The following is a 15024-nucleotide window of genomic DNA, read 5'->3' as shown; positions in this document are numbered from 1 at the left end:
GGCTATGACCTCGTGACCGTGTTGGAGAAGCCCGCGAGGGTGCCGTCCTTGGAGAGGGCGCCGACCGAGATCACGCCTGGGTAGCTCGCCGGGTACGCCTTCTGCGGGGTCTGCTTGGTCTGGTCGGTGAGGTTGCCGGCCACCGAGACGATCACCACGTCGCGCTGCTGCGCGTAGTGGACGGCCTGCCGCAGGTCGGGCAGGTCCGGCGACTGGGACGAGATGTTGATGACCTTCGCGCCGAGGTCGACCGCCTTCTTGATCGCCTGAGCGGCCCAGCCGGACTGGTTCCCGCTGGCCTTCACGGCCATCTTGATCGAGATGATCTCGGCCTCGGGCGCGACGCCGACGAACGGGACGCCCCGGTCGCGCATGTCCGCGGCGCCGATGACCCCGGCGACCGCGGTGCCGTGGCCGACGCAGTCGGTCAGGCCGCTCCTCGTCACGTCATAGGCCCTGACGTGCCCCCTGAGCTGCGGGTGGCTGGTGTCCACGCCGCTGTCGACGACGGCGACCTTGACGCCCTTGCCGCGCGTGTGCTCCCAGACGTCGGTGAAGTTCAGCCGCTCCTGCGGCCAGAGCTGCTTGGGAAGCTCCTTCGCCGGGCTGCCGTAGACGAGTTCCTGCTCGCAGCCCGCCGCCGCCTTGAAGGGCGCCTTGACGGCCGCTCTCGCCGGCGCCTCCTGGAGCGGAGGGGCGAGGACGGCGCCCACCGCGATGACCGACGCGAGAGCGAGTGTCGACGAACGCCGGACCACCGTTCCTCCAGAGCCCGAATCGCGGCATGAGCACCACGCACCCTACCGGGATCCGCCGGGCCGGACATGTGGCGTTTAGCATCTGGCGGACGCCGTCCACGGCACCGGTCCGTCACCAGCCGTGTCGTGCCCCCAGCGGACAGGAGCAATGACGCCCGAGTTCAGCCCCGGACCGGAGTTCTAGCGCTTCCAGCGCGATCTGCAGGAGCAGATGGCCGACTTCACCACGGTGCGGAGTCCGTCCTGGACGCCGTGAGCCGCGGTGAGGCCACAGGCGGCCGCATTGTCGCCGAGTACCCGGCGGAGAGCGGCGTGACCAAGCTAGGGATCGCCCCCGCGCGCGCGGTGCGGCTGCCGACCGCGGAGCTCGCCGCTACGAGGGGTTTGAGTTCGATGTGGCGACTGCCGGCCTCGTCGCTTCATAGGTCGGGCACCGCGGATAGTCTGGCACGCGCACTGGTCGAACCAGGTCGGGATACCTTCCGCGGCACCCGGGAAAGCCGCCTAACGGAACTTCCGCCAACGCAGCCAGGACAGGGCCAGCGATACCACGGTGACCGGAAGAACGATGATCAGCATCAGCACTTCGGCAAGGCGGACGATCAGAAAGATTTTCGTGGAGTCGTCAGAGACCATGCCCACAACCACGAGAGCGATGCTGACGACGGAAATCACGCCGAAGAGGAACGCATCCCGCCGCAGTTCCCTTCGCGCTGTTTCCGAGTCCCTGTAGCGAGGGGTGTAGCGCAGCACCTCGGCACCTATCCCTTGGGAAGTTCGCTCGGCTCGTCCCAGGTGATCTGCTTGGTGTCGATGAACTCTCCACCCTGAGGGTTGACGTGCAGGTTGGCCCAGTCATAGCTGCCCTGGACAATCATGGCGGAGCCCCCGGCCATGACGGCGCCCGCGACGGTGAGCGTCTGAATCACCAGGCTCGCCGTACCGGCTCCAAGGAGCAGTCCCTGAATCTGCGTGAGCACCTTGAAGGCCGGTCCGACGACGGGAAGGAACGACGCGACGTAGAACGCGATGATCACTACCAGGGACGCGATGGCGAACCCGAAGGCGATGAGCTGCATGGTCAGGATCGCCTGGGTGACCGTGTTCAGCGTCTCCTGATTCTTCGCCGCACCTTCCTGAAGCTTCTTGGCGGCGGTCTCGAACTTGGCGACCCACGCGTCGTAGGCGTCCTTTGAGGTTCCGCTCCAGCTCTTCTCGTCCTTGAAGGTGTCCTTTGTGTCCCCGTCGATGCTCACCTTCTCGAGGTGACCGGCGGCGGCCGACCATGCGTTGACGGCCTTGATGAGCGCCTCGTCATCAGGCTTGGTCAGCAGCCAGATCGCGGTGGCGATGATGGCCGTGGGCGCCATCGCCCTCGCGGAGGTCAGGGCGGTCAGCGTCGCGTAGTACCGGGGGTTCAGGGCCGGGAGTATGGGGAGGGACTGCATCCGGATGGCCAGCCCGCCGAGACCGCCGGCCCCCATGGCTACGTTCTGGAAGCCGGAGAGTCCGGAGAGGGAACCGGAGGGAGTCTGGTAGGAGTTCGCCGAGCTCGGAAACTTCTGGACGGAACTCTTCTCATCCGCGCCGGCGAAGTTCTTGGCGACGGCGAGAAGGCCGTCAGCGGCCTTCTGCGCGATCTCCGAGGCCTGCTCGGTCGTGCTCATCGTGTTCCTGGCAACCTCTCCGGATCTGGGTTCGGGCATCGGACTCGCGATGAGTATCGTCCTATTTTCTCTCTGGCCCGTGTCGCTTTTCGGGACCCTGTTCGCCTGCCTAAGCTGGTTCGTCCAGGTCCGGCTGGGCGGCGTCGGCTCCGTCGCACGGATGGATTCGGCGGGAATCCATGTCAAGGGCGGTCAGGCGATCGCGTGGCCGGAGGTGGAATCGCTTTTCACTCGCCGCACGGCGGGCGGGGACCTGCTGCTCTGCATCAGGCCGACCGAGACGACGGAGTTCATCGCACGTGCACCGAACGAACGGCAGGATGAGATGCGCTCGAATCTCGCCGCGTACGAGGCACCGATCTTCATCAACCTCAGCGCGTTCTGGCAGGGGTCGGCTGAGGACCTGTCCGCCCGGATCGAAGCTCTCACCTCCGGCCGCCACCGACCTGCGGACCATGGACCTGGGCGACGAGGCGGTTAGACGTCTGCAGGGCCTCTACAAGATGACCGCCCGCATCGAGGAGATGAAGAATCTACTCGACGGGGCCCCGTGCACCCTCTCCCTCTACGGTGAGAAGTTGTGCGAGCGCATCGAGCCGTAGCCCTTAGGAGTCGGAATGTCGAGCAATCAGATCCCGCAACTGAACGTCCTGCCGGAGACGCGGGATCTCGCCTTGCGCCTGGTCGCCGACGGCAAGATTCTCAAAGCGGTCGGCCTGCTTCACCGCGCCACCGGTGCCCAGCGCAAAGACGCCAAGGCGTACGTTGAGGCGCTGAGAGCCGAGGTCCTCGCCCAGCGCGTGCCCGTCGAACTCGAAGGCAAGGCCATCGCGCTCGTGGCCGAGGGCAAGCCGGTCGACGCCACCAAGCTCATCGTCCTCAACACCGACCTGAACCTGAAGGACGGCCATCGATACATGGACGCGTTGAGGTCGGGCCGGCTCGCCCCGCGGCGCCCGGAAGGGCATTGACCGCCTGACGGGCCGGCTCCTGGACTTCAGCCCCGCTCGCGCCACCACTGACCAACTCGAATTATCCGCAGATGGTAGGCCGCCTCCACGTCGCTGCCCATATGACCCGGCGGGTCCGCGGCGGCCCGTTAGCGTGCCGTTCTCAGGCGGGCCAGCGCATTTCTTGCCTCTAGGGCGTCCCCTGCCGGGCCGGCGGTGATGGCTTCGACCAGCGCGTCCAGTTGGTTCTGAGGCAAGGGGCGGCCTTTGGCCGTCAACATGCGGGCTTGCACGAGCGCTCTTCCACCGCCGCGGACGACGAGATAGGGAACACCACGGGCGTTGTCCTGGACATCGACCGTGGCCGCTTTCGCCAGGTCGGAACGGTGAACGCTGAAGGCCTTCTGGACGCACAGCGTCGTCCCCTCCAGCCAGACGCGGTAGCGGACGATGCTGAGGACCGCCACCAGGCACAACGAAAGGCAGAGGAAGGACCAAAGACACAGGATCCCACGGCACGCGCGAACGGACGGCCCGTCAGGGGCGGCGGCGGGAGGCGGGGATGACCATGGCGGCGACGCCCACGGCGGCGGCTATGGCCAGGGCCGCGGCGGCTATGGCCAGGGCCATGTTGCGGCCGAAGCGGTCCTCGGGGGCGGGCTGGTCGATGGAGACTCGCTGGACGCCGGCCGCAGGGGCGGCGGCCGCGCCGCCGCCCGTGCCGACGGTGGTGACGGCGCGGAGCGGGTTCACGACGCCGGAGCCGGTGCCCTGGGCCTGGGCGCCGTCCGCGGTCGTCTCGATGCGGTGCTTGACCTGCTGGTAGTTCAGCTTCGGGTTGAAGGCGCGGATCAGCGCCGCGGTGCCCGCGACGTAGGGGGCCGCGAGGCTGGTGCCGTCGTCGAGCTTGTAGGAGTTGCGCGGCCAGGTGCTGACGACGGACTGGCCGGGTGCGGTCACGGTGACCGGCGTGACGGTGTTGGAGAAGCCCGCCAGAGTGCCGTCCTTGGACAAGGCGCCGACCGAGATCACGCCTGGGTAGCTCGCCGGGTACGCCTTCTGCGGGGTCTGCTTGGTCTGGTCGGTGAGGTTGCCGGCCACCGAGACGATCACCACGTCGCGCTGCTGCGCGTAGTGGACGGCCTGCCGCAGGTCGGGCAGGTCCGGCGACTGGGACGAGATGTTGATGACCTTCGCGCCGAGGTCGACCGCCTTCTTGATCGCCTGAGCGGCCCAGCCGGACTGGTTCCCGCTGGCCTTCACGGCCATCTTGATCGAGATGATCTCGGCCTCGGGCGCGACGCCGACGAACGGGACGCCCCGGTCGCGCATGTCCGCGGCGCCGATGACCCCGGCGACCGCGGTGCCGTGGCCGACGCAGTCGGTCAGGCCGCTCCTCGTCACGTCATAGGCCCTGACGTGCCCCCTGAGCTGCGGGTGGCTGGTGTCCACGCCGCTGTCGACGACGGCGACCTTGACGCCCTTGCCGCGCGTGTGCTCCCAGACGTCGGTGAAGTTCAGCCGCTCCTGCGGCCAGAGCTGCTTGGGAAGCTCCTTCGCCGGGCTGCCGTAGACGAGTTCCTGCTCGCAGCCCGCCGCCGCCTTGAAGGGCGCCTTGACGGCCGCTCTCGCCGGCGCCTCCTGGAGCGGAGGGGCGAGGACGGCGCCCACCGCGATGACCGACGCGAGAGCGAGTGTCGACGAACGCCGGACCACCGTTCCTCCAGAGCCCGAATCGCGGCATGAGCACCATGCACCCTACCGGGATCCGCCGGGCCGGACATGTCGGCGTATTACCATTCGGCGATGCAGTCGACGGCGCCAAGTCCTCCGGGCTTCCAGCAGCGGACGGCGGCCCGGCGGTGGGTCGTGCCGGTGGCGGTTCTGGGCGTGGTCGCGGTCCTGGTGCCGGTGGTGTGGGTCGCGGGCGGGTTCAAGGCGACGCCCAAGCAGCCGGTCAGGAAGGCGGGAGAGTCGCTCGACCTCGGTTTGTTCGCCGTCACTGTCCGCGACGTGCGGATCGGGCTGGTCGACGAGACGTTCGGCAGCGGCAAGAAGCGCTTCCTCATCCTGCGGATGCGGGTCCTCAACAAGGGCAAGGAGACCAAGTCGCTGAGCATCGGAGGGCTGTCGGACGGCGTCGTCGCGCTCACCAGGGCCGGCACATGGGTCAAGCCCGAGCAGGTCGACGGGGTCGCGGGCGGGACGAGGACGGACGCGGCGCAGCCGGGCCTGCCGGTCGAGGCGTCCGCGATGTGGGCGATGGGCCCGGCGGACAAGCCGACGCGGCTGACCGTGGGCCTGCGCAAGTGGAACTACGAGCACGGCTTCACCGACAGCACCTTCAACTGGATCGTCGACCAGAAGAGCGACGAGTTCGCGGGCCGCCTCACCTTGCCGGTGAGCGCGTCGTGAACGCGCGGCAGGTGCTCCTGCGGGGCTCCGCCGGGATCGGCGGGACGGTCCTGCTGGCGGGCGCGATGTGGCTGCACTCCCTCCGGCCCGAGGTCCGGGCGGAGGCGCTGGAGCCGATCCGGACCGGCGGCTCGGTCGGCGAGAAGGTCGCCACCCGCGACTTCACCGTGCGGGTGGACGGGGTCGACCTGGCACGTTCGCTGGAACGGGGCTTCTCGCTCGCCACCGCGCCCGCGGTCGGGACGGACGGCGTGTATCTGATCGTCCGGCTCAGCGCGACGGCCGAGCACGAGCCGCTGCAGCTCGAGACGGCCGAGTTGGAGACGCCGGGCGGTTATACCTTCCGGGACGATCCGCGCACCGTGGACGTCTCGGTCAGCCAGCCGACGTTCCAGCCGATGATCTGGACGTCCACGAAGGTGCTGTTCGAGCTGCCGAAGAACCGGGTGGAGGGTGCGCACCTCGTCGTGGGCACCGGCGGGCTGCTGCCGCAGCTTTCCTCTGCCGCCGACATCGACCTCGGTCTGACCGAGGAACGGACGGCGAAGCTCATGCGGGGCGCCACCGACCGGTACGACGTCAGGGCGGGGACCCCGTGACGGCCTCCGACACCCGCCCCGACGGGATCCCGCTGCCCGGACGACCCGGCATACGTCCCCGCGACCGGCGGATCGTGCAGGCGATCGCGCTCGTGTGCGCGATGGCGGCGATGCTCGTCGTGCCGTGGGCGGACGAGACCCGCATGGTCCGCAAGTCCCTGAAGCCGCCGGAGAAGGTGACGACCGTCCCCGAAGGCCGGATCGGCGAGCTGGTCGGCGCGAAGTGGAAGATCATCGACCGACGGACGGCCGTGCCGCTCGGCGGCGGCACGCAAGGCGGCGCGCAGGACGCCGGGCAGGGCGACGTGGTCGAACTGCGGCTGGAACTCGCCGTCCGCCCCTCGGACGACGCAAGCGCCAAGGCGGTCGGCTCCTACGGCCTGAGCTACCGCCTGCTGGACGACGACGGCCACGAATGGTCGGCGACCGGAGCCCCGAGCACCCAGCCAAAGGCGGGCGTCGCGATGGGCATCACCGTCAAGGGGACGGTGCCCCGGGCCAAGGCGGACGCGCTGGAGCTGCAGATACAGGCGCCGAAGGAGACGCGGAAGCAGGGGGCCCCACTGGTTTCGCTGCGTTTCGTGCGCTGACCCGCGCCATCACCAGGTTGAACGCCGCCGCCAGCAGGCAAACGCGCAGGATCTCGAAGACGAGCCCCGTCCCGTAGCCGATGGCGGGCAGCCACTGCATCCACCACGTCACCTCGTGCGGGCCGATCAGCTCGTACACCAGCCGGCGGGACACGTCCTCGCCCACGTGCAGGCCCGCGAACAGCACGGCGAACGTGGCGAACGGCATCATCCCGGACCGGCGGACGAGCCGCAGCCCGTACCAGGCGGGCAGCCACATCTCCCGGAGCCCGCGGGTGAGCAGTTCCCGCGGGCTGTTGACCCGGTCGATCGCGCCGGCCCGCGCCAGCCGCCGCGCCGCCCGGCCGCCGCCGAGGACGACCTGCTCGTCCGCCGCGTCCAGCCCGAGGATCACCCCGGCGATCACCAGCCAGATCAGCGCGCCGAGCACCGCGTCCTTGAACGGCGGCCACAGCTCGAAGGCGGGACCCGCGACGCCGGTCACCCAGCTCCACACCTCCCGCTCGGTGAGCCAGCCGACGCCGAGGCCGCGCAGATGGTCGATGGTGAAGATGCCGAACAGCGCGAAGTTGATCTCCAGGAACGCGACGAGCGCGCCGATGGCGCGGGGCAGCCGCGCCTCCAGCCGCCACTCCGCCAGCACCTTCAGCACGAACAGGCCCGCGGTGAGGCCGATCGCGAGGCCGACGTGCTTCTCCAGCGACAGCAGCATGCCGGCGCCCTGGATCTGCCCTTCGAGGCCGCCCTCGGCGAACCCGCGGCTCGCCGCCGCCGACGCGAACTCGCGGGCGTCCTCGCTCTGCAGCCCCCACGCCAGGTAGAAGATGACGAAGGGGAGGGCGGCGCGGCCGATCGCGCCGATCACCGGCTCCTCGTTGCCGACCGCCCACGGCGTCAGGTCGCCGTCCGCCTCACGGGCGTGCACCACGTCCAGGCCCTCCCGGACGCTGTGCACCATCAGCACCGTGACCGTCAGGGTGACCACCACGAGCAGGCCGATGGTGACGATCGGCGCGACGGACGCGGCCGTGCCCTTCATCATGCCGAGCCGGTAACCGCCGTACATGGCGCCGTAGCGGAGCAGTTCCCCCACGGTGAACCACAGGGACAGCGGCAGGACGAACCGCCCCGCGAGCTTCAGCGTGGCCCACGGGAGGATCAGCGGCGAACGCGCGGACGGCCAGGCCATGGCGCCCGATCGTAGAGGATTTGTCGGTTTCCAGAGCGGCGGCGGACGCTGGACTCCGACGATTCCGCCGGGTTTCCGTGACCGGGCGACGACACGACGAACCCCGCCGTCCCGGATGGGCGGGACGGCGGGGTTCGGCGGTCGGGCTCGCGTCGGCTCGCCCGGCTCAGAAACGCTCGGGTCAGATCGCGACCTGCAGGCCGGCGACCTCGCCGGTCTTCGCGGTGACGGTGTTGTCGACGCTCACGCCGCCGGCCGCGAGGACGCGCACGGTCCAGTCGCCGTCGGCGGCGAAGAACCGGAACACGCCCTCGTCGCCCGTGACCACCTCGGCGGTGAACTCGCCGGACGAGTCGAGCAGGCGGGCGTAGGCGCTGGACACCGGGGCGCCGTCACGGGTGACGGTGCCCTGGATGACGGCCTCGTTGGTCAGGTCGACGGTCGCAGGCAGGTGCGCCGTCTGCTCGGGCGCTGCGCAGCCCTGGGTCATTGCTCCTCCAGCTCTCGGAAGTCTGCGGGACTAGGTGCGGACGCGGGCTTACTTGGGGGCGCCGAGCTCGATCGGCACGCCGATCAGCGAGCCGTACTCGGTCCAGGAACCGTCGTAGTTCTTCACGTTCTGGATGCCGAGCAGCTCGCGCAGCGCGAACCAGGTGTGCGAGGAGCGCTCGCCGATGCGGCAGTAGGCGATGGTGTCCTTGTTCAGGTCGACGCCGGCCTCGGTGTAGAGCTCGCGGAGCTCCTCGTCGGACTTGAACGTGCCGTCGTCGTTGGCCGCCTTCGACCACGGGATGCTGCGCGCGGTCGGGATGTGCCCGGCCCGCTGCGACTGCTCCTGCGGCAGGTGCGCCGGGGCGAGCAGCTTGCCGCTGAACTCGTCGGGCGAGCGGACGTCCACCAGGTTCTGCTTGCCGATCGCCTCGACGACCTCGTCGCGGTAGGCGCGGATCGAGAGGTCCTGGTCCTTGGCCTTGTAGTCGGTCGCCGGACGGGACGGGACGTCGGTGACGAGCTCGCGGGAGTCCAGCTCCCACTTCTTGCGGCCGCCGTCGAGCAGCTTCACCTTGTCGTGGCCGTACAGCTTGAAGTACCAGTACGCGTACGCCGCGAACCAGTTGTTGTTGCCGCCGTAAAGGATCACCAGGTCGTCGTTGGCGATGCCCTTGGCGGACAGCAGCTGCTCGAACCCGGTCTTGTCCACGAAGTCGCGGCGGACCGGGTCCTGCAGCTCGGTCTTCCAGTCGATCTTCACGGCGCCACGGATGTGGCCCTTGTCGTAGGCGGACACGTCCTCGTCGACCTCGACGAGAACCAGGCCGGGCGCGTCCAGGTTGGACTCAACCCAGTCGGTGTCCACCAGGACGTCTGAGCGGCTCATGCGGGAACCTCCCTCTCGGAGCGATCTTTCGCGGTGAAACGTCGGATGAGCAGATACATCTCGCAGCCGAGGCAGAACCCGAACACCGCGTTCAGGAACGCCGCCGCCAGCGCGAAGGCGGTGGCACCGATACCGAGCCAGGTGATCCCCGTCGCGTATCCGGCGACCCCGACCAGGGCGAACGCGAGGCCGACACCCTGCGCGAAGCGGGGCGCGGCGGCGTCCTCCAGTTCCCTGGGCGGAGCGAGCCGGGGACGGATCAGCACTTTGAACGCCAGACCGTACGGGGCGTACCGGAGGCCGAGGAAGGTCGCGAAACCGAACACGACGGCCTGAGCGGCGAGCAATGCCCAGCTTCCGGTCACCAGCACCGCGACGAGGACGGCTGTCGTGACCGCCGCACCGAAGCGCGGCCCACGCGGATCAACCTGCATCGGGGTGCTCCTGGACGGAGTGGAAGCGTGCGTACGAGCTGGAAATAGGGAGTGCTCGGGGGCGGACGGGCTCGATGCCTCAGGCCGTGCGACAGAGCGAGGCGGCCACGCGGCAGAAGTCCACCGCGCGGCGCTTCGTGAGCATCTGCTCTGTCCAGTAACGCACGGACTCGATGTTAAGCGGCAAACCACGCGCTGTCACATCCGTCTCGCCTTGCGAGACAGTGACAATCGCCTTATCGCAGGTCGTGGCTGCACGCATCAGGGGATGACCTCGCCGAGAGCCGCGATGACGTCGGGCTTGCGGGGTGCTCCGGTGGCGCGGCGGACGACGCGCCCCGCGCCGTCCAGGACGAGGACGGTCGGGGTCCGCACGACGTTCAGCCGGCGGACGAGGTCCAGGTGCGCCTCGGCGTCGAGCTCGACGTGCGCGACACCGTCCACCATCCCGCTCACCTCGCCGAGGACGCGGCGGGTGGCGCGGCACGGCGCGCAGAAGGCGCTGGAGAACTGCAGGAGCGTGGCCTTCTCGCCGAGTTCGGCGCCCAGCTCGTCCGGCCGGATGGTCTCGGCCATCTCGCCGCCCTCCCCTCGCCGGGCGCGCAGCACCCCGTCACGGTGCCGCCGGACGAGGCCGAACGCGGTGGCCGCGACGAGGACCGCGGCGGCGATCAATGCTCCAGTCATCGTCATCAGCAACCCGCCGGGGCGGCGAATTCTTCCGCATCGCCGCCGGTCTTCCGCATCGCCGCCGGGAGGCGCCGTCCGATCAGGTCGGGATGGTGAGGAGCGGGCGCCCGTCGAGCCCGACCACCTCGAACGAGAACAGCTGGCCGCGCGGGAACATCGTCGACCCGCGGTACTCGCCGTAGCCCTCGTCGTAGGGGACGTACCAGCTGCCGAGCGCGTCCCGGCGGCCGTCCCGCGCGATCACGAGCAGCCGGCAGTGCGACCCCTTCGGCACCCCGGCCAGATGGAGTTCGACCTCGGTCCCCCACTCCTGCCTGCGGAGGACCACGTAACCCTCGATGTTGCTCGCGGGGTTCTCGGCGCTGATCCGCTCGGCGGTCACCGCAGGCGACGGCGTCGCGGACGACGACGGGTCCGCGGCGGTGCCGCCCGAGCCGATCGGGCGCACGAAACCGCCGAACAGGCCGCCGATGACGAGCAGCAGGCACGCGGCGGCGGCGAGCGGGGCCCACCCCCCGGCGCCCCGCCCGCCGCCCGGCCGCCCGAGCCGGCCGAACCATCCCCTCCGTCGTTCGGCCGCCCTCACGAGCAGCCCGTCGAGCAGTTCGGGCGGCGGCCCCGAGACGAGGTCGAACTGCTCCCGCTCGACCCGCCCGAGCATCGCGGGCAGGCCGGCCAGCCCGGCGAGTTCGTCCCGGCAGGCGGGACAGCGCTCCAGGTGGCCCTCCAGCCGGCTCCGCTCGCCGGGGTCGAGCGCGCCGAGCACGTACACGCCGAGCGACGTGCGCACGGCCGCGCAGTCGTTCTCCGTGCGGTCGTTCCCCGTGCGGTCGTTCCCCGTGCGGTCGTTCCCCGTGCGGTCGGTCATGGCGCCAACCCCCGCTCCTCCAATGCGAGTTTGAGCGCCCGCAATGCGTAGAAGGTGCGGGACTTCACCGTGCCGGGCGGTATGCCGAGCGTCTGCGACGTCTCCGCCACCGACCGGCCCTTGTAGTAGGTCTCGACCAGGACGGCCCGGTGGGGCGGGCTCAGCCCGGCCAGCGCCTCCGCCACCGTCCAGGACTCCAGGGCCCGGTCGATGTCGTCGGAACCGTCCGCCGTCATCATGACGTGCTCGTCGATGCCAATCTCCGGCGGCCGGGCGCGCCTGGCGCGGTGGGCGTCCACGACCAGGTTCCGCGCGACCGTGAACAGCCACGGCCGCACCGGACGCCCCACCAGCGCCTCCGGATGCTTCCACGCACGCAGGAGCGTCTCCTGCACCACATCCTCGGCCTGGTTCCGGTCCCCGCCGGTCAACCGCAGGACGTACCCGAGGAGGGGACCTCCGTGCTCGCTGTACAGGGCGCGAAGCAAACCCTCATCCGCGGTCGGACCCACACCACTGACACGTACGCCTCCGCGGACCGGTTCACCGCGTCTCGGGCTATTTCTGCACCTGCTGGAGGTCGTTCAGCCGGACGTTCTCGGCGGTCGCGGCGACGCGCAGCCCGTCCGGCGTCGGCTGGATCCGGCTGATCCGCGACCCGACGGGCAGGTCGGTGACCGGAACGACCCAGGTCAGCTGGCGCTTCACCAGCGCCAGCGGGATCTGCGTGGCGCCGTCCGAGCCCACCGAGACGGGCGTGATCGCGATGCCCTTCGCGGTCGGCTCGACCTCCACGACCGCGGTGCCGGTGACGGGGAAGCCGAGGATGCTGCCGGTCAGATCCACCGAGAGGTCGTCACCCTTGGGCCCGATCCGGGTGACCTCCTTCGGCGCCTCCTTCTTGATCACGTCATAGGGGACGACGGCGGACGCGGTCGCGGTCCGCGCGGTGACGTCCGCGGCGCTGCCCTTGGAGACCTCCGACAGCGGCGCCTTCACGCCCCGCATGTCCACCTTGACGCCGGTCACGGTGACGCCCTGCTCCGTCCAGTCCCCGATGCCGACCTCGATGTGCTTGTACTCGCCGCCGGCCGCCTGGGTCAGGAACGGGAAGCCGTGGATGGAGACGTCCGGCTGCTGCCGCAGGTTGTACTGCGCGGCCACCTGCTCGCCGATCTTGTCCTCGGCGATCCGGACCCCGAGCCGGTCCGCGGCGACCACCACCACGGCGACGAATATCAGCAGGACCAGCAGTACCTTGCGCATGTCTCTCCTTAGGGCTTGGCATGCGACGGCCACACTTTATGCGCATTCGTCCCATGCCGAGTCGCGTTGGAGAATGACCTTGTCCCATCCGGTCTCAGCCGCCCGCGAAGGGCGGAAGCACCTCCACGACGCCGCCCTCCGGCAACGCGACGGACTCGTGCGGCCGGGTCCCGACCGGGTCCCCGTCGACCAGGAACGAACTCCGCCGGACGACCCGGGCGAACTCCTCGCCCCGCCCCGCGAGCGCCGCGGTGAGCGCCTCCGCCAGCGTCCCCGCCGCGTACGGCTCCTCGTGCGTCCCCGCCGCCGCCTTGGCCGCCGCCCAGTACCGCATCGTCCCGTTGGCCATGCGTCCAGTATTCATCGCCGCAGCCCGTGGGTCGGACGTGATCACGGCGGCGGAGGAGACCGGCGGAGACGGTTCCGTTATGCTCTGTGATGAGGGATCCGGGCGACGAGGCCATGGAGTTCATCGAAAGACCCCTTCATGGCCACCTCGTCTTCGAGTGGGGCGGCCGCTGTCGGGGCTGGAGATGAGCCGCCTGGGTCCTACGTCTTTGGACGGGAGGCGGCACTTGAGCAGTCTGCTCTTGCTGACCAACGCACTGGAGCCCTCCGACGAGGTCCTGCCCGCGCTCGGGCTTCTGCTGCACTCCGTGCGCGTCGCCCCGGCCGAGGCGTCCGCCCTCATCGACGCGCCGCCGACCGAGATCCTGCTGGTGGACGCCCGCCGCGACCTCGTCCAGGCCAAGAGCCTGTGCCGCCTGCTGCGCACCACCGGCCTCGACTGCCCGCTGCTGGCCATCGTGACCGAAGGCGGCCTCGCCGCCCTCAGCCCCGAATGGGGGCTTGACGACGTGCTGCTGCAGACCGCCGGCCCCGCCGAGGTCGAGGCCCGGCTCCGCCTCGCCACCGGACGCGCCGCGGCGGCGGGCGAGGAGGACGAGGTCCCGGGCGAGATCCGCAGCGGCGACCTGACCATCGACGAGGCCACCTACACCGCCCGCCTCCGGGGCCGGGTCCTCGACCTGACCTTCAAGGAGTTCGAGCTGCTGAAGTACCTGGCCCAGCACCCGGGCCGGGTCTTCACCCGCGCCCAGCTCCTCCAGGAGGTCTGGGGCTACGACTACTTCGGCGGCACCCGCACCGTGGACGTCCACGTCCGCCGCCTGCGCGCCAAGCTGGGCGCCGAGTACGAGTCGCTGATCGGCACCGTCCGCAACGTCGGCTACCGCTTCGTCCCCGACCACCGTCCCGGCGACGCCGAGGAGAAGACCCCGGCTCGCACGTAGACCCCCAGCACGCACGCAGGCCCCCAGCACGCACGCAGGCCCCCAGCACGCACGCAGGCCCCCAGCACGCACGTAGGCCCCCGGGCCGCGCGCAGGAGCCCCGCACGCAGGACACCGGCGCGCAGGCCCCTGGCCCGCGCGCGGGCGGCTCTCAGCCGAAGCGCCCGGTGATGTAGTCCTCGGTGGCCTTCTGCTCCGGGTTCGCGAAGATCTTGGACGTGTCGTCGATCTCGATGAGCCTGCCCGGCTTGCCGGTCCCGGCGATGTTGAAGAACGCCGTCCGGTCGCTGACGCGCGCGGCCTGCTGCATGTTGTGGGTGACGATCACGATCGTGTACCGGGTCTTCAGCTTGTCGATCAGGTCCTCGATGGCGAGCGTGGAGATCGGGTCGAGCGCGGAGCACGGCTCGTCCATCAGCAGGACCTGCGGCTGGACGGCGATCGCGCGGGCGATGCAGAGCCGCTGCTGCTGGCCGCCGGACAGGCCCGCACCGGGCTTGCCGAGGCGGTCCTTGACCTCGGCCCACAGGTTGGCGCCGCGCAGGGACTCCTCGACGACCTCGTCCAGGCGGGACTTGCGGCGGACGCCGTTCAGCTTGAGGCCGGCCGCCACGTTGTCGTAGATCGACATGGTGGGGAACGGGTTGGGGCGCTGAAACACCATGCCGACGACGCGGCGCACCGCGACGGGGTCGACGGACGGGTCGTACAGGTCCTCGTCGTCCAGCATGACCTTGCCCTCGACGCGGGCGCCCGGGATGACCTCGTGCATCCGGTTCAGCGTGCGCAGGAACGTGGACTTGCCGCAGCCCGACGGCCCGATGAACGCCGTCACCGAGCGCGGCTCGATCGTCATCGAGATGTCCTCGATGGCGTGGACGCCGCCGTAGTAGGCGTGCAGCCCGGAGACGTCGATCCGCTTGGCCAT

At 70.1% G+C, this 15024-nt stretch carries 22 protein-coding genes; 6 read left to right on the top strand and 16 right to left on the bottom strand.

Annotated elements, in window-relative coordinates; translation table 11 throughout:
• Window positions 1–2 precede the first annotated feature (2 nt).
• The 3 genes from SM418_RS31660 to SM418_RS31650 all read right to left on the bottom strand — a co-directional run bounded on the left by SM418_RS31660 (window position 3) and on the right by SM418_RS31650 (window position 2425).
• Window positions 3–758: a S8 family serine peptidase gene (locus SM418_RS31660; protein ID WP_371945008.1), complete on the bottom strand. Its 756-nt coding sequence runs from the start codon at window positions 756–758 to the stop codon at window positions 3–5.
• Between the two features lie 504 nt (window positions 759–1262).
• Entirely contained in the window at window positions 1263–1511 is a 249-nt protein-coding gene (locus tag SM418_RS31655) for a hypothetical protein (RefSeq protein ID WP_371945007.1), read from the bottom strand.
• Window positions 1512–1519: 8 nt separating this feature from the next.
• Window positions 1520–2425, bottom strand: coding sequence for a hypothetical protein (locus tag SM418_RS31650; RefSeq protein ID WP_371945006.1), 906 nt, complete (start codon window positions 2423–2425; stop codon window positions 1520–1522).
• Between SM418_RS31650 and SM418_RS31645 the strand changes: the two genes are divergently transcribed.
• Both SM418_RS31645 and SM418_RS31640 read left to right on the top strand, forming a co-directional pair.
• Window positions 2418–2906: a hypothetical protein gene (locus SM418_RS31645; protein ID WP_371945005.1), complete on the top strand. Its 489-nt coding sequence runs from the start codon at window positions 2418–2420 to the stop codon at window positions 2904–2906. The two genes, SM418_RS31650 and SM418_RS31645, sit on opposite strands and share 8 nt — an antisense overlap.
• Window positions 2907–3042: 136 nt before the next feature.
• Window positions 3043–3396, top strand: a complete 354-nt coding sequence (locus SM418_RS31640; protein ID WP_371945004.1) for a hypothetical protein — start codon at window positions 3043–3045, stop codon at window positions 3394–3396.
• A gap of 128 nt (window positions 3397–3524) precedes the next feature.
• Here the strand turns inward: SM418_RS31640 and SM418_RS31635 are convergent, their stop codons facing one another.
• Together SM418_RS31635 and SM418_RS31630 are read right to left on the bottom strand one after the other, a co-directional pair.
• The gene (locus tag SM418_RS31635; protein WP_371945003.1) at window positions 3525–3842 is read right to left on the bottom strand and encodes a hypothetical protein; all 318 of its coding nucleotides are present in this window, start codon (window positions 3840–3842) and stop codon (window positions 3525–3527) included.
• Window positions 3843–3912: 70 nt separating this feature from the next.
• Complete coding sequence (locus SM418_RS31630; RefSeq protein WP_371945002.1) at window positions 3913–5091, bottom strand: S8 family peptidase; 1179 nt, start codon at window positions 5089–5091, stop codon at window positions 3913–3915.
• A gap of 90 nt (window positions 5092–5181) precedes the next feature.
• On the opposite strand from SM418_RS31630, the gene SM418_RS31625 reads away from it, so the two are divergent.
• From SM418_RS31625 to SM418_RS31615, 3 genes are read left to right on the top strand one after another with little or no spacing between them, the layout of a single operon-like run.
• Entirely contained in the window at window positions 5182–5790 is a 609-nt protein-coding gene (locus SM418_RS31625; protein ID WP_371945001.1) for a hypothetical protein, read from the top strand.
• Window positions 5787–6389 (top strand): hypothetical protein, encoded by a 603-nt coding sequence (locus SM418_RS31620; protein WP_371944999.1) that lies wholly within the window; start codon window positions 5787–5789, stop codon window positions 6387–6389. The genes SM418_RS31625 and SM418_RS31620 overlap by 4 nt, the downstream gene beginning before the upstream one ends.
• Window positions 6386–6979 (top strand): hypothetical protein, encoded by a 594-nt coding sequence (locus SM418_RS31615; RefSeq protein WP_371944998.1) that lies wholly within the window; start codon window positions 6386–6388, stop codon window positions 6977–6979. The genes SM418_RS31620 and SM418_RS31615 overlap by 4 nt, the downstream gene beginning before the upstream one ends.
• Here the strand turns inward: SM418_RS31615 and SM418_RS31610 are convergent.
• From SM418_RS31610 to SM418_RS31565, 10 genes are all read right to left on the bottom strand, one after another.
• Window positions 6867–8168, bottom strand: a complete 1302-nt coding sequence (locus SM418_RS31610) for a hypothetical protein (protein WP_371944997.1) — start codon at window positions 8166–8168, stop codon at window positions 6867–6869. The two genes, SM418_RS31615 and SM418_RS31610, sit on opposite strands and share 113 nt — an antisense overlap.
• Before the next feature lie 181 nt (window positions 8169–8349).
• Complete coding sequence (locus tag SM418_RS31605; RefSeq protein ID WP_347636376.1) at window positions 8350–8658, bottom strand: DUF1416 domain-containing protein; 309 nt, start codon at window positions 8656–8658, stop codon at window positions 8350–8352.
• A 48-nt stretch (window positions 8659–8706) separates the two neighbouring features.
• Window positions 8707–9546 (bottom strand): sulfurtransferase, encoded by an 840-nt coding sequence (locus SM418_RS31600; RefSeq protein WP_371944996.1) that lies wholly within the window; start codon window positions 9544–9546, stop codon window positions 8707–8709.
• Complete coding sequence (locus SM418_RS31595; RefSeq protein ID WP_371944995.1) at window positions 9543–9980, bottom strand: DUF4395 domain-containing protein; 438 nt, start codon at window positions 9978–9980, stop codon at window positions 9543–9545. Before SM418_RS31595 ends, SM418_RS31600 begins: the two co-directional genes overlap by 4 nt.
• Before the next feature lie 79 nt (window positions 9981–10059).
• Window positions 10060–10125, bottom strand: coding sequence for a putative leader peptide (locus SM418_RS31590; protein WP_360761443.1), 66 nt, complete (start codon window positions 10123–10125; stop codon window positions 10060–10062).
• 116 nt (window positions 10126–10241) lie between these two features.
• Window positions 10242–10556 (bottom strand): TlpA family protein disulfide reductase, encoded by a 315-nt coding sequence (locus SM418_RS31585; protein WP_371945081.1) that lies wholly within the window; start codon window positions 10554–10556, stop codon window positions 10242–10244.
• 193 nt (window positions 10557–10749) lie between these two features.
• Complete coding sequence (locus tag SM418_RS31580) at window positions 10750–11538, bottom strand: anti-sigma factor family protein (protein WP_371944994.1); 789 nt, start codon at window positions 11536–11538, stop codon at window positions 10750–10752.
• Window positions 11535–12050 carry a sigma-70 family RNA polymerase sigma factor gene (locus SM418_RS31575; protein WP_443098411.1) on the bottom strand — a complete coding sequence of 172 codons (516 nt, stop codon included), beginning with the start codon at window positions 12048–12050 and terminating at the stop codon, window positions 11535–11537. The genes SM418_RS31580 and SM418_RS31575 overlap by 4 nt, the downstream gene beginning before the upstream one ends.
• A 46-nt stretch (window positions 12051–12096) precedes the next feature.
• The gene (locus SM418_RS31570; protein WP_371944992.1) at window positions 12097–12804 is read right to left on the bottom strand and encodes an LmeA family phospholipid-binding protein; all 708 of its coding nucleotides are present in this window, start codon (window positions 12802–12804) and stop codon (window positions 12097–12099) included.
• A 94-nt stretch (window positions 12805–12898) separates the two neighbouring features.
• Complete coding sequence (locus tag SM418_RS31565) at window positions 12899–13153, bottom strand: MoaD/ThiS family protein (RefSeq protein ID WP_371944990.1); 255 nt, start codon at window positions 13151–13153, stop codon at window positions 12899–12901.
• A 226-nt stretch (window positions 13154–13379) separates the two neighbouring features.
• On the opposite strand from SM418_RS31565, the gene SM418_RS31560 reads away from it, so the two are divergent.
• On the top strand, window positions 13380–14096 hold the full coding sequence (locus tag SM418_RS31560; protein ID WP_371944988.1) for a winged helix-turn-helix transcriptional regulator: 717 nt from the start codon (window positions 13380–13382) through the stop codon (window positions 14094–14096).
• Window positions 14097–14247: 151 nt separating this feature from the next.
• Here SM418_RS31560 and pstB read toward each other — a convergent pair whose 3' ends face one another.
• Complete coding sequence (pstB, locus tag SM418_RS31555) at window positions 14248–15024, bottom strand: phosphate ABC transporter ATP-binding protein PstB (RefSeq protein WP_371944986.1); 777 nt, start codon at window positions 15022–15024, stop codon at window positions 14248–14250.

It is taken from the genome of Actinomadura chokoriensis (assembly GCF_041463665.1).
GTDB classification, from domain to species: Bacteria; Actinomycetota; Actinomycetes; order Streptosporangiales; family Streptosporangiaceae; genus Spirillospora; species Spirillospora chokoriensis_A.
The sequence above is the reverse complement of the archived record's forward strand: the minus strand, read 5'-3'. Positions and strand labels throughout refer to the sequence as shown.

Bases quoted from the DNA above. Each gene is read 5' to 3' on its own strand.
- SM418_RS31610 (WP_371944997.1), bottom strand. From the start codon at position 8,168: ATGGCCTGGCCGTCCGCGCGTTCGCCGCTGATCCTCCCGTGGGCCACG.
- SM418_RS31600 (WP_371944996.1), bottom strand. From the start codon at position 9,546: ATGAGCCGCTCAGACGTCCTGGTGGACACCGACTGGGTTGAGTCCAAC.
- SM418_RS31625 (WP_371945001.1), top strand. From the start codon at position 5,182: ATGCAGTCGACGGCGCCAAGTCCTCCGGGCTTCCAGCAGCGGACGGCG.
- SM418_RS31565 (WP_371944990.1), bottom strand. From the start codon at position 13,153: ATGGCCAACGGGACGATGCGGTACTGGGCGGCGGCCAAGGCGGCGGCG.
- SM418_RS31585 (WP_371945081.1), bottom strand. From the start codon at position 10,556: ATGGCCGAGACCATCCGGCCGGACGAGCTGGGCGCCGAACTCGGCGAG.
- SM418_RS31580 (WP_371944994.1), bottom strand. From the start codon at position 11,538: ATGACCGACCGCACGGGGAACGACCGCACGGGGAACGACCGCACGGGG.
- SM418_RS31595 (WP_371944995.1), bottom strand. From the start codon at position 9,980: ATGCAGGTTGATCCGCGTGGGCCGCGCTTCGGTGCGGCGGTCACGACA.
- SM418_RS31640 (WP_371945004.1), top strand. From the start codon at position 3,043: ATGTCGAGCAATCAGATCCCGCAACTGAACGTCCTGCCGGAGACGCGG.
- SM418_RS31605 (WP_347636376.1), bottom strand. From the start codon at position 8,658: ATGACCCAGGGCTGCGCAGCGCCCGAGCAGACGGCGCACCTGCCTGCG.
- SM418_RS31650 (WP_371945006.1), bottom strand. From the start codon at position 2,425: ATGAGCACGACCGAGCAGGCCTCGGAGATCGCGCAGAAGGCCGCTGAC.
- pstB (WP_371944986.1), bottom strand. From the start codon at position 15,024: ATGGCCAAGCGGATCGACGTCTCCGGGCTGCACGCCTACTACGGCGGC.
- SM418_RS31570 (WP_371944992.1), bottom strand. From the start codon at position 12,804: ATGCGCAAGGTACTGCTGGTCCTGCTGATATTCGTCGCCGTGGTGGTG.